The sequence below is a fragment of the Larkinella humicola genome (assembly GCF_008727875.1).
Lineage (GTDB): Bacteria > Bacteroidota > Bacteroidia > Cytophagales > Spirosomataceae > Larkinella > Larkinella humicola.
Genome location: NZ_VTWS01000001.1, coordinates 413,144 through 427,104 on the forward strand (window position 1 = coordinate 413,144; position 13,961 = coordinate 427,104).

8 protein-coding genes are annotated in these 13,961 nt (G+C 53.3%); 6 read left to right on the forward strand and 2 right to left on the reverse strand.

What is annotated here, in order from left to right; genetic code table 11:
- The first annotated feature begins 6 nt into the window (after positions 1-6).
- Both F0P93_RS01845 and F0P93_RS01850 read left to right on the forward strand, forming a co-directional pair.
- Complete coding sequence (locus F0P93_RS01845; RefSeq protein ID WP_150874674.1) at positions 7-276, forward strand: hypothetical protein; 270 nt, start codon at positions 7-9, stop codon at positions 274-276.
- Between the two features lie 366 nt (positions 277-642).
- On the forward strand, positions 643-5,682 hold the full coding sequence (locus F0P93_RS01850; protein WP_191908709.1) for a DUF8693 domain-containing protein: 5,040 nt from the start codon (positions 643-645) through the stop codon (positions 5,680-5,682).
- Positions 5,683-5,760: 78 nt separating this feature from the next.
- On the opposite strand, the gene F0P93_RS01855 is transcribed toward F0P93_RS01850, so the two are convergent.
- Both F0P93_RS01855 and F0P93_RS01860 read right to left on the reverse strand, forming a co-directional pair.
- The gene (locus F0P93_RS01855) at positions 5,761-6,534 is read right to left on the reverse strand and encodes a M90 family metallopeptidase (RefSeq protein ID WP_150874676.1); all 774 of its coding nucleotides are present in this window, start codon (positions 6,532-6,534) and stop codon (positions 5,761-5,763) included.
- Between the two features lie 12 nt (positions 6,535-6,546).
- Positions 6,547-8,421 (reverse strand): CocE/NonD family hydrolase, encoded by a 1,875-nt coding sequence (locus F0P93_RS01860; protein ID WP_150874677.1) that lies wholly within the window; start codon positions 8,419-8,421, stop codon positions 6,547-6,549.
- 127 nt (positions 8,422-8,548) lie between these two features.
- Here F0P93_RS01860 and F0P93_RS01865 point away from each other — a divergent pair, with 127 nt between their 5' ends.
- The 4 genes from F0P93_RS01865 (at position 8,549) to F0P93_RS01880 (ending at position 13,930) form a co-directional block, all read left to right on the forward strand.
- Positions 8,549-9,418: an alpha/beta hydrolase gene (locus tag F0P93_RS01865; protein ID WP_150874678.1), complete on the forward strand. Its 870-nt coding sequence runs from the start codon at positions 8,549-8,551 to the stop codon at positions 9,416-9,418.
- Between the two features lie 99 nt (positions 9,419-9,517).
- Entirely contained in the window at positions 9,518-10,192 is a 675-nt protein-coding gene (locus tag F0P93_RS01870) for a response regulator transcription factor (protein ID WP_150874679.1), read from the forward strand.
- Positions 10,189-11,463, forward strand: coding sequence for a sensor histidine kinase (locus F0P93_RS01875; RefSeq protein WP_191908710.1), 1,275 nt, complete (start codon positions 10,189-10,191; stop codon positions 11,461-11,463). The genes F0P93_RS01870 and F0P93_RS01875 overlap by 4 nt, the downstream gene beginning before the upstream one ends.
- 148 nt (positions 11,464-11,611) lie before the next feature.
- Complete coding sequence (locus F0P93_RS01880) at positions 11,612-13,930, forward strand: TonB-dependent receptor (RefSeq protein ID WP_229315662.1); 2,319 nt, start codon at positions 11,612-11,614, stop codon at positions 13,928-13,930.
- Positions 13,931-13,961: the final 31 nt, after the last annotated feature.

Here is a 13,961-nt window from a genome sequence, read left to right on the forward strand (position 1 = left end):
CAGAAAATGCCAACCTACCTCGTTGAAATTCCGCACTCGGAGACGGTGTCGGAATGTAAAAAAGTGATCAACGTTTTTTTGAACTCCGGTTCGCACATCATCTCCCACGCGCACTGGGGTTGTAAAGACGGCGTTCATAAAATGTGGTTTATCTACGATTTTGAGGACAAAGAAAGTGTTCTTCGGGCCATACCGCCTTTGATGAGACCCCAGGCACAGGTCATCGAACTGGTTAAATTCCGGGTAGAAGATGTCAGGCTGTATACAGCCGATTGACGATTGACCATCGACCGCCGACCATTGGCAATCGTCGATGGTCAATTAATACTGTACGAAGGATTTAAAACTGGTTGGTAAAATGGATTTTACTTCCATTTTTTCGGTCTCGGTGTTATACAAACCCCTATCAATTGGATAAAAATGGCCTTTGCAAGCGGAAGCTTTGCTTCGAAATCCAAAGATTATTCGGCCAAAACCAATCCTTCGTACAGTACTGATGGTCAATGGTCGATCGTCAATCGTCATTCGTCATCCACCAATGAAACAGAATATTTCATGAGAGAACCCTTACTAAACCTTACAATAAAAAACGCCCGCCGGAGAGTTGCAGCCCGGCGGGCTTGGCTTTTACTTCCGATGTTCATGTGGGTAACCACCAGCACCTTTGCGCAGACCACCTGGACCGGGGGAGTCGATACCGCCTGGGACAAACCGGGCAACTGGTCGGCGGGGGTGCCGGATGCAGCCGACGACGTCGTTATTCCCGACGTGACGAACGACCCCGTCATTGCCGGCGGTACGGCGGCTTTGGCCCAATCGGTGCTCATTCAGGCCAGTGGCTTGCTGACCATCAACGCGACCGGAAGCCTGACCATCAACGGTTTTGCTACATACAGCACCCCGACTGAATTCACGGCGGGTTTGAATAACCTGGGGACCGTCGCCAACAGCGGCAACCTGACCCTGGGTTCGGTCGCCAGCGTCGGAAAATACGGAATGATCAACCAGGGTAGTTTTACCAACAAAACCGGTGGTGAAATCCACATTGACCGTTCGACCGATACCGGAATTTTTCAGGCCAGCGGCACCTTTACGAACGAAGCGAACATTGCCATCGGCGTGCTGGCCGATATTGGGCTGCACGGCATCTGGAACAATGCCACCTTCAACAATACCGCAGGGACCATCCGGATTGATCGCTCGACGTTTCGGGGGCTGGTGAACTATGCCGAAGCCGCAAAATCGATCGACGCTACCTTTACCAATTCTGCCACCATCACCATTACCAATGCCACGACCGTTTCAGCCGGGACCTCGACGTCGGCTGGCAGTGCGGGCATTGAAACCCGGGGAACGTTCAACAACAATGCAGGGGGCGCCATCACCATCGATCGCACCAGCGGAACGGGGCTTTATCACGCCGACGGGACCTTCACCAATTCTGCCACCATCACCATTGGGGCCACAGAACCGGCGGGAAATTATGGTTTGTCGAGCTGGGGGACGTTCAACCACACGGGCGGCCAGATCCGGATCGACCGTACCCGCGAAATCGGGCTTCTCAACGCGTCGGGGTCGTTCACCAATTCGGCGTCCATCACCATCGGCGCGAACGCCGGTGTCGGAGCTACGGGAGTAGAAAACCAGGCGACTTTTATCAACAATGCGGGGGCCGACCTCCACATCGATCGTTCCTCGTACGTCGGCCTTCATCAGGCCGCCAGCACCTTTACCAATTCCGGGACCGTCACCATCGGGGCCTCGGAGATTGTGGGGACGTACGGTCTGATCAGCCGGGCGGCTTTTACCAACCAGGGGAGCGGCCAAATCCGCATTGATCGGTACGGCACCACCGCGCTGTTTCACCGGTCCGATACCTTCACCAATGCGGCCACCATCACCATCGGGGCGCAGGCCAGCGTCGGGCTTCAGGGAATCAGGAACGATGCGACGTTCAACAACACCATCGGCGGGAGCATCCACATCGATCGTACCTCCGAATGGGCGGTGATGAATAATGGGGACGTCGCCCAGTCGATCCATGCGACCTTCACCAATTCGGCCGACCTCACCATCGGAGCAAACACCAACGTGGGGGCTTATGGCGTTTGGAACAAGGCTACGTTCAACAACAATGCGGGTGGTCAGGTCCGGATTGACCGCTCGACCGACACCGGGCTTTATCACGCCAGCGGCACCTTCACCAATGCTGCCGACCTTACCATTGGAGCAAATGCCACGGTGGGGTATCACGGTATCTGGAACAGTGCCACCTTCAACAACACCGGTGGAACCACCCAAATTGATCGGTCCTCGCTGCGGGCGCTGGTGAACTATGCCGACGAACTCGAGTCGATCAATGGAATCTTTACCAATTCGGCGACCATTTCCATCGGATCCATCGCTGCAGTGGGATACTCGGGTATTGAAAACCGGGGCACTTTTAACAACAATTCGGGCGGAACGATTGCTGTTGATCGTTCCGATAACTACGGGATTAATCTCATCGCCGGCACAATCACCAATGCAGCCGCCATCACCATCGGTGGCATTGCCGGTGTGGGATATGTGGGCATTCGCGTTCAGGAAGCCGGTAATTTCAAGAATAATGCCGGGGGAAACATCCGCATCGATCGCTCCACGACGATCGGAGTGTACATTGCCGAAGGAAGTTTTACCAATTCGGCGACCCTCACCATCGGCGGATCAGAAACTATCGGGCAGTACGGTATTTATAATTACGGCGTATTTTCGAATGAAGGCGGCCACATCCGGGTTGACCGCTCGACCAAATATGGAATTTACAATGCTTCGAATCTCGGCCTTTCGGGTTCGTTCACCAATTCGGCGACCATTACCATCGGTGGCGTAGCGGGTGTCGGCGAGTACGGGATTTACAACGTTGGTCCCCTCAACAATTCCGGAGGAACCATCAGCATCGATCGCTTTACTGAAGCCGGTATTATCAATACGAAAATTTCGAATGATCAGGGTAAAGGTACGGTGACCAATGAGGCCGCCATCACCATTGGAGCATCTGAAAGTACAGGGAAGTATGGTATTGTAAATGAGAATTCCTTTACAAATACCGGAACGGGCGGCCATATCCGGATTGACCGTTCCAGCGAAATTGGACTTTACAACCGTTTGGGAACGTTCACCAATGCAGCCGCCATCACCATCGGCGGGGTCGCGGGTGTGGGTTCGACGGGTCTGGAGAACCAGGCCACCTTTGCCAACCAAGCGGGAGGAGACCTCAAAATCGACCGTTCCTCGTACGTCGGGCTTCACAACATCACCCTGACAGCGCCCGCTTCCTTTACCAATGCCGGAACCCTCATTATTGGGAGCCTTGACGTTGTGATGCAGTATGGCATCATCAACCGGGCGGGTTTTGCCAACCAAACGGGGGGGCAAATCAACATCGACCATTTCTTTCTGGGCGGTTTGGATATCGAAAAGGACGACTTCGCGAATGCCGGAACCGTTACCATTGGCGCATTAACGCCAGCGGATAACAAACTACTGGCGCATTTTAATGAGTCATTCGGTAGTACCTTCACCAATAAAACCGGCGGGGTATTCCAAGGAACCGGTTCCATCGATGGCGCGAACTTCCTCCACGCGGGCGGCACGCTGTCGCCGGGGTATTCGCCCGGCTGGATCAGTTTCAACGGGAGCCGGGATTTTGGCACCAGCACCCTGGAAATCGATGTGAAAGGAACCGGCACGGCGGGTGTCGACTACGATCAGATTTCCGTGAACTACACCGCCACCATCAGCGGTACATTAACCGTTTCGATTGCCTATACCCCGACCAATGGCGATGAAGTGACCCTGTTAAAGGCACCCTGGGGGCTCAATGGAACGTTCAGCTCCGTTACCGTTCCGTCTGGCTGGACGGTTTTGTATACCGCCAACGATGTCAAACTGGTTTATCAGGGAGCGGCTGCCGTTCCCAGCCTGACGGGTTTTACGGCCAATTCGGCTTCCGTTTGCGTAGGGAGTCCGGTCACCTTCACCGCCACCATCGGGAATGTCACGGGCAGTTATGCCTATACGCTCACCAACGGCAATACGCCGGTAACAGGCACGAGCAGCAGCAACCCGTTCAGCCAGACGCTGGTAGCCAGTGGCTCGGGTACCCAACGTTTCACCCTGACGATTCGTGCGGATGAGCAGTCAACCTCGGCCATGAGTGAGCTGATCGTTGCTGCGATACCGTCCGTTCCCAACCTCACCAGCACCACCGTCACGCAGGGGGGGGCAGCGGTCAATTTAACAGCCAGCAATTGTTCGGGGACGATCCATTGGACCGGGCCGGGCGGTTCTTCGGGGACCGGGGCCATCACCGTTGTCACCAGCACGCCCGGAACCTTTGTCTATCAGGTCGTTTGTACGGCCAATGCCTGTACCAGCGATCCCGCCAGTGTAACCGTGGTGGTCAACCCTCCAACCATCACCGGTTCCTTCGATGGGTTCATTTACGGGGCCGATTGCGCTACGTTCCGGGGTTGGGCCTGGGATCGCAACAAACCCAATACCGTCCTTTCGATTGACATTCTCGACGGCGCGAACGTGATTGCCACCCTCATGGCCGACCAGTTTCGGCAGGATTTGCTGAACGCAGGGAAGGGGAACGGAAAACACGCCTTTACCTGGTCGATTCCCGAAAACCTCAAGGACGGTTTGCCCCATAGTCTCTCGGCGCGGGTGACGGGCAGCAGCTTTGTGCTGAAAGATTCGCCAAAAGCCCTGATCTGTCAGGGAAACACCGGACCGGGGGGCAACAGGGCTCCGCAACCGCCCACGCCGACGGTTTTGATTACGCCCGTGGTGGCCCAGGTAGGCGTTCCTTTCTCGGGAACGCTGGTGGCCTTCACCGATCCGGATGGTGATGCGCTGACGTACGCCCTGAGCGGACTGCCGGAGGGCTTGTCGATCGACCCCACCACGCGGGTCATCAGCGGGACGCCCTCCGAAGCGGGCACCTTTGTGCTGGCCTACTCGGCAACGGATGGCCACCTGACCAACTCGGTGAGTTTCCCGTTGACGGTTCAGCCGACGTCGACCACGACGGTGACGGGCAGCTTCGAAGGCTATCTGGACAAACTGGATTGCGGAGGCATCCGGGGCTGGGTCTGGGACCGCAACAAACCCAACACACCGCTGACGGTCGAGTTTTACCTCGAACCCAGTCCGGGCAACATCACGGTGTTGGGCAGCACCCTGGCCAATATTTCCCGCCAGGATCTGAAGGACGCGGGCAAAGGCAACGGCGCGCATGCCTATCAGTTTACGCCACCGGGCAGTGTCACCACCGGGACGCTGGTGCTGGCGCGGGTGTTGGGATCGAATTTTGTGCTGAAAGGTTCACCCAAAGTGTTCCAGTGCGCCCCGGCCCGGTTTTCGGCCGAACAGAAACCGGAACTTCAGGTCACGATTCTGGGCAACCCGGTTCCTGGGGATCAGGTGGCGGTAGAAATCCGGGGTGCCGGGGGCCAGGCGGTTCTTTTGCAACTGACGGATGCGGGTGGTCGGCTGGTGAGTCAACGCCAGATCGATCAGGCGAAAGCGGTTGAGCGTCAGTCGCTATCCGTTGGGCAACAACCAGCGGGCCTGTTCTTTCTTCGGGTACAACAGGGCGGGAGCCAGGTTACTCTAAAAATACAGAAACTGTAGCATTGCTTTTCATGATCGATTCCCCAAACCGGAATGGCAAATTCCGGTTTGGGGAATTTTGGGTTTTAAGGGGCTATTTCAAAATGGCCGCTGCTGAAAAATCTCCTCCAACCGCGCAAACAACTCCGGGTGGTTCTCTTTCAGCAGATCGGGGCGTTTGAAGAAATATTCGGACACCACGGCGAAGAATTCGGCTTCGTTGGTCAGGGCGTAGGGGTCGATGTCCGAGCGGTTGGCCTGGATGTCGGCCAGGGTGGCGTGGATCAGTTGCAGCCAGGGTTTGACGTGGTTGCGGTCCAGGAAAAACCGTGGCGTTCCGTCGGTGGCCCCGTCGGCTTTGTCGAGGAGGTGGACAAACTCGTGAATCCCGGTATTCTCGGTGCTGGATTCATCCGCAAAGCCTTCGTGCAGTGCCGGTTTCGAGAGCGCCATCGTGCTTTGCAACGCGCCACCTTCACCCACCATGCCCAGGATATTGCGCCCTTTTCCGTCGGTTTCGAAGGCGGTATTAAAGCGGTCTTCGTAGAGCAAAACCGTCGTCAGCCGGTAAAATGACCAGTCTTTAAAGCCGAAAATCGTAATCACCGCACTGCTGGCCACCAGCACTTTATCCAGTTCATCGACGGTTGTGCCGACGCCATCAATGCGGGTTTGGCTCAAAAACTGCTCGACACGCTCTTCAAATTTCTTTTTGTCGTCGTCGCTCAAGGCGCGGTAATAGGCGACGTGTTCCTGCAACAACGGGCGGTAATCCATTGTTGCGGGCGGGCTAATCGGACGGCTCCGTCGCTGGTAGTGCCAGATTAGCCCGCCGAGCAGCAGGACAGCAAGACCAAAAATCAAATAGGCCATGCAAAAAGGTTTTTACGGTTTCAATACCGGCAGCACGATGCGGCTGGCGGCTTTTCCACTGTGGTGAATTTTGATCGTTGCTTTCTGAAAATCAGCGTCTTTGGCGTGATAAATGTCCACAAATTTCTGCGGATTCCGGTCCACCAGCGGGAACCAGCTGCTTTGAATCTGCACCATCAGCCGGTGTCCTTTCTTGAACGTATGAGCAATGTCCGGCAGGGTATACTTGACGGTCGTGACCTGATCCGGTACAAAAGCGACCGGTTTTTCGAAACTGTTGCGGAAACGACCGCGCATCACCTCGCCCCGCACCAGCATCTGGTAGCCGTTCATCAGGTATTTATCGGTTTTGCTGTATTCGAAATCGTCCGGGAAAACGTCGATCAGTTTCACCACAAAATCGGCGTCGGTGCCGCTGATGCTTACCTGCAAATCGGCGGTGAGCGGTCCAGCCAGTGTCAGATCTTCTTTCAATACATCCGTTTGGAAAACCAGCACGTCAGGGCGGGCGGCCGCAAACCGCTGGTCGTCCGTCATGTATTCGCGGGTGCGGTTGACAATGACACCCTCCGCGTACGGCACCGGTTTGGCCGGGTCGCTGACGTAAGCCGTAAACGAATCGGTGGCGGATGAGGGTTTTGTAAAGTTCAGGTTACCAGAAGGTTGCAGGTAAAGGGCGGTTTCGGTGGTGCTGGCCGGGGGCCATTTCTCGAACTGATGCCACTGGTTTTCGCCAGTGAAAAATACCGTCGCTTCCTTGATCGGATCGGCGCTGCCCTTGCCTTTCAGGTAATAATTGAAAAATGGAATTTCCACGTTGGTCGCATACCACTCGCTGGTCGGACTCCCGAACTGCACATGGCCGAGCGACGAACCATCGCTGCCGCGCCCGGCCCACTGCCCGTGAAACCACGGCCCCATGATGATTTTGTTGTTATTTTTCGCTTTCCCTTCGATGGCTTTGTATGTATTCCAGGCACCGTAGCAGTCTTCCGCATCGAACAAACCGCCCACGATCAGCGTGGCGGTTTCGGGCGCAATGGTGCCGACAAAGTTGCGAACGTTGCGGGATTGCCAGAACGCGTCGTAATTGGGATGCGCCATCAGATCCTTCCAGAAACGAACGCTGTCACCGGCAAACTGGGTCAGTTGGGGAAGTGTTCCGTTGCGCATGAAAAATTCGTAGCTGTCTTTCGTAGCCACCGTCATCGGTTTCGGGCCGACGGTCGTGGGCTTGGGGCGGGGCATCCCGAAGCCACGCCGGATGTAGAAGTTAAACGCATCCATCAGCATCAAGGCGCCATTGTGGTGGAAATCGTCGCCCAGAAACCATTCCGTCACCGGAGCCTGCGGACTGGTGGCTTTCAGGGCCGGGTGATTGCTCAGGGCCGCCATCGTCGCGTAAAATCCCGGATACGAAATGCCGAAAACGCCCACTTTTTCGTTGTTGTTGGGCAGGTTTTTGATCAGCCAGTCGATGGTGTCGTAGGTGTCGCTGGCTTCGTCTACCTCGGTTTTTCCTTTTTTGCCGGGATTAAACGGGCGCACATCTTCAAACGTTCCCTCGCTCATCCAACGCCCTCGCACGTCCTGCACCACCATGATGTAGCCTTCTTTCAGGTATTCCTTGTAGTGATTGCTCCAGAAATTCCGGTATGCCTTGTCGCCGTAAGGTGCGCAGGAATAGGGTGTTCGGGACATCAGAATAGGGTGTTTTTCGGCCTGATCGGTGGGGGCATAAATGGAGGTAAAAAGCTTCGTTCCGTCCCGCATCGGAATGTAAATTTCCTGTTTGGTGTAGTGGTTCCGGAACCAGGTGGAATCGGGAGTTTGGGCGTGAGCGAGTACCGGCAGCAAGGCCAGCAGAATCCAGTAAAGACGTTTCATGGTTGTATTCGATTGATTGAGCGATGAACGGGAAGTAAGTTAAAAAAGAAACTCAGAAAACCGTTACCTTGCTTTCAATTTTAACGGCCTGTAACGACCGGTTCCAATCTTTAATGTTTCACTTTCCATGCGGTTTCTCTGGTTGATTTGCCTGTTGGTTTCCTGGTCCGGTTATGCCCAGGAGAGCCGGGTTTTCGATGATCTGACGATCAAAAGCACGCTCCTGAAAAAAGACAAGAAGTTTGCGCTCTACCTGCCACCCGGTTACGAAACTTCCCAACGGGCCTACCCGGTTTTGTATCTGCTCCACGGCGGGGGCGATGACCAGACTGCCTGGCTCCAGTCGGGGAATATGCAAGCCATTGTCGATAAGGAGATTAAAGAAGGCCGAATCTCGCCGATGATTGTGGTGATGCCGGATGCCGAGATGACGTTTTACATGAACAACGTCGCCGGGAAGTATCAATATGAAGACTACTTCATGAAAGAGCTGATTCCGTTTATCGAAAAAACGTACCGTTGTCGGACGGAGAAACGGTTCCGGGCGGTGGCGGGTTTGTCGATGGGCGGTTTTGGTTCGCTGCTCTACGCCATGCACCACCCGGATTTGTTCGGTTCCTGTGCGGCTTTGAGCTCAGGCGTTCGGACTGATCAGCAGATTAAGGAAATGCCACATCAGGAATATCTGCGCCGGTACCGTTCCACAATGGGTGAGTTGAAGGAAGGCGAAAACCGCATTACGGAGTATTGGAACCAAAACAGCATTCTGTACCTGGTGCAGAAAATGCCGGAAGCGCAAAAGAAAGCCGTCCGGTTTTACCTCGATTGCGGAGACGATGATCTGCTGCTCTACCGGGGCAATTCCGACTTGCACAGCCTGATGCGGGATGTGAACATTCCACACGAATACCGGGTTCGGAACGGCGGTCATACCTGGGAATACTGGCGAACGGGCTTGCCGGATGCGCTGCAGTTCATCAACCAGAGTTTTCAGTGAAAGACCAGTTGGTTGACCGGCTTAAAACGGGGAGTTTGTTGGCTGCAACGGGTGGACTTCCTTCAGAATTTATTCGAAATCACTTCGGTACATTCGAGCATGAAAATTCTGATCATCGAGGACGAACCTGAACTGGCTCAAAGCATCACCGACTACCTGTCGGACGAGAATTATTTGTGTGAGCTGGCGGGCACCTACCATCAGGCGCTGAACAAGGTGCTAGCGTATCAGTATGATTGCATTCTGCTGGATTTGACGTTGCCAGGCGGGGACGGGTTGAAGATTCTGGACGAACTGAAACGACAGCACAAGCAGGACGGAGTCATAATCATCTCGGCTAAAAATTCGTTTGAAGACAAAATCAAAGGGCTGCAAATGGGGGCCGACGATTACCTGGCCAAACCGTTTCACCTGCCCGAACTGGCAGCCCGGATCTATTCCGTCATTCGCCGTAGAAACTTCGACAACACCAATCTGATTCTGCAAAACGGACTGCAAATCGATTTGCTGTCTAAAACCGTAACCGTCAACGGGATGCCGGTTTTGCTCACCAAAAAAGAGCTTGACCTACTGCTTTATTTTATCGGCAATAAAAACCGGGTGATCTCCAAAAGCGCTCTGGCAGAACACCTTTCGGGCGATCTGGCCGATATGCTCGACAATCATGATTTTGTGTATGCCCACATTAAAAACCTGAAAAAGAAATTGAGCGAGGCCCACTACGGCAATCACCTCAAAACGGTTTATGCAACCGGCTATAAATGGGAGGTATGAAAAAGTTAATGAACCGCACCTTAAAACCGATCCTGATCTACGCGTTGGTGGTTTCGGTCGTGAGCATCCCGGTTTATTTTTTGATCATTGATTTCATCTGGGTGCGGGAACTCGACAAGCACCATTATGCCATCAGAAGAAAAATTGAAACCCGCGTCAACAGCCTGCATTTGCCGGACAGCACCATTTGGCAAACGGTGGCAATTCTGAACCAGACCGAACCGGGATTTGTCCTGACGGCTGTTGGCCAAACCGGCGACGACCGGGTCTATTCCATCATCCGTTTCGATCGTTTCATGCAGGATCGTGAGCAGTTTCGATGTCTGGTAACCTACATTCGCATCAATGGGAAACCCTACCGGCTTCTGATCGAAACCAACATGGAGGAAATTGACGAAACCATTCTTGCCATTGCCGCCGTCACTCTTTTCTTCTTTCTTGTGTTGCTGTCCGGGCTGATTTTTCTAAACCGAAGAATGTCCCTGAAACTCTGGCAACCTTTTTATGCGGCTCTTCAAAAATTGAAACAATTCAACTTGCAGGAAGAACACCGGATTTCGTTTGAAAATACCGACACGGTTGAATTTAAGGAGCTGAACGAAAGCCTGACTAAGGTACTGGAAAGCAATATTGCCGTTTACCGGCAGCAGAAAGAATTTGCCGAAAATGCCTCTCACGAATTACAAACTCCATTGGCAATCGTTCAATCAAAATTGGATGTACTGCTTCAGAGCCCCGATTTGACCGCCAGACAGGCGGAACAAATTGAGGTTGCAAACCGGGCTTTATCCCGGGTGTCGCGAATCAACAAGAACTTACTGTTGCTGGCTAAACTGGAAAATCTGCAATTTGCTGAACAGGAACCGGTGGACCTGAGCACGCTGCTCTCGGACCACATCGGGCTGCTTTCGGATTACCTGGAAGTCAAAAGTCTGGTGGTTGATTCACACATTCAGCCGGGTATAGGCGTGGAAGGAAACCGGATTTTGATTGAAATCCTGCTCACCAATCTTCTGCTGAATGCCATTCGCCATACGGACGTGTGCGGAAAGATTGATGTCAAACTGTCTGCCAATGGCCTAACCGTTTCGAATTCCGGACGGGTAGCACTCCACCGCGAAAATCTTTTCAAACGTTTCAGCTCCGGCTCGTTTGAAACCCCCGGTAGCGGTTTGGGTCTGGCCTTAGTCAAGGAAATCGGCAACCGGTATGGGTGGAAGATCACCTACGATTTCACCGCTGGACAGCATGTGTTTCGGCTGACGTTCTGAATTCAGAATGTATTCAAAATTACGCTCCATTTTGCTGTGTATTTTTCCCGAACGGTTTTCAATGAAGCGGTTTTTTCTAGTCTTAGCACTTGTGTTTCCCACGATGGTCGTCAACGCCCAGGGGAGTAAAGTAACTGTTTCCGGTAGTGTGAGAAACTCCAGAGACAAAGCCGCCCTGCCGTATGTCAATGTGGTATTGAAGGCGGAAAAGGACAGTAGTTTTCTGCTGGGTACCATCACGAACGAAGCGGGGCGATTCAGCATCGCGGAGGTCAACAGCGGAAGCTATTTTTTGGAATATTCGTATCTGGGATTTCAAACCCGCATCCAGCCGGTGTTGGTCGGTACGCTCAGCCCCTTTCTGGATTTGGGGGGGGGCGAACTGACGGAAGAGGCCCGGCAACTGGATGAAGTGGTCGTAGCCGGGCAGCAGGCCGACGGGCCGGACGGCAAAATGGATAAAAAAACGTTTTCGATAGCCAACAACATCACCCAAAGTGGCGGTTCGGTCTTGGAATCGATGAAAAATCTGCCCGGTGTTACGGTCGGGCAGGACGGGAAAGTGCAATTGCGCGGCAGCGACAAAGTGATGGTACTGGTTGATGGCAAGCAAACCGCCCTGACCGGTTTTGGCGACCAGACCGGTTTAGGAAACATTCCGGCATCCGCCATTGACAGGATCGAAATCATCAACAATCCGTCGGCCCGCTACGATGCCAACGGGAATGCCGGTATCATCAACATCATCTACAAAAAGAACAAACAGGAGGGCTTCAACGGAAAAATTGGCATGATGGCGGGGCTGGGGGCTTTATGGGTCAAACAGGAGAACCTGCCCGGCATTCGGCCCCAATACCAGCGAACGCCCAAACTCAACCCCTCCCTGTCGCTAAATTACCGCAAAAAGAACGTAAATCTGTTTTTTCAGGGCGATTACCTGTACACCCCCACGCTCAATAAGAATGAATTTGTGGACCGGTTTTACGACCGGGGTGACACCGTCAGGCAGCAGACCAAACGAAACCGGAATACCACGGTGGCGACCATTAAAACCGGCATCGACTGGACTCTGGACCAAAACAATGCGATTACAGTATCCGGTTTGTTCAGCAGCGAAAAAATCATCGACCGGGGTGATGAGCCTTTCTTTAACGCCGGTCTGACCGCACGGAACCGGCTGTGGCAATTTCTGGAGGATGAATTAAAGACCACGGTAACGACATCCGCTGCGTATCAGCACAAATTTCAGCAGCCGGGGCATCTGCTGAACGTTGGCCTGAATTACACGTTTCACCGGGAAGATGAAAAATACTTCTTTACCAACATCCTGCCGGATTTTACCGGATATGATTCCTTCAAACTGCTGTCCGACGAAAACGTCGCTGATCTGACCATCGATTATGTCCGACCGCTGAAATACGGCCGTTTTGAGGGCGGGCTGAAACTTCGCCGGCGGTATATTCCGACCAACATGCAATTTTTTCCCGGACTCAATTCCCCGCTGGATCCGTCGGCTGGCGGGTGGGCCACTTACAATGAAACGATACCGGCCCTGTATGGGAATTACGTTTTTGAAAACCGGACTTTTGAAGTCGAAGCCGGTTTGCGGGGCGAATATGTCGATTTGCGGTATACGGTGAATCCCAACCACAATACTTACAAAAGTGATGGGTACACCTATACGCAGCCTTTTCCGACTGTGCGGGTGGTGTACAAAGTGAGCGGAAATAATAAATTTTCGATTTCTTACAATCGCCGGGTTGATCGGCCCAATGAGGTGGATATTCGTATTTTTCCGAAGTACGACGATGCTGAAATTATCAAAATCGGGAATCCGGCGCTACGGCCCCAGTTTACCAATTCGCTGGAAATGGGCTACAAGACCAACTGGAAAAGCGGGTATTTCTATTCGGCGCTTTACCATAAAACCACCTTGGGCACCATTACCCGCATCGGCACCATCGTGCCCGGCAGCACGCTCGTCTACACCATTTTTCAAAACGCCGGTCGAAGTGCCAATGCCGGACTGGAACTGATCTGGCAGCAGGAGGTAAGTCCGTGGTTTTCCTTCAATACCAATGCTACGATTTATAAAAATACCATCAATGGGTTTACGGTAGAAAATAAATATCCGGTACCAACCGTCTATACCGCCGGAAAGGAGACCCTCGCTTCGGGAAGTGTGAAATTCAACGGGGTGTTGAAGGTGCGAAAACAGACGGAAATTCAGCTTTCTGCACTCTACCTTGCCCCGGACCTGATTCCGCAGGGAAAAATCGGTTCGCGTTTTTCGGTAGATGCGGGGGCAAAAAAGCAACTGCGCAAAGGAGATCTTTTCGTAAACGCCAGTGATCTCTTCAATACGCTGCGGATCAAAAAGGAAGTAACCGGCAATGGGTTCCGGTACATCAGCACCGATTACTACGAAACCCAGGTAATTCGGGTGGGGTATAGTCACAAACTGTAAGTTTCTGACCAGCGGGTCAGTAGAGCCAAGA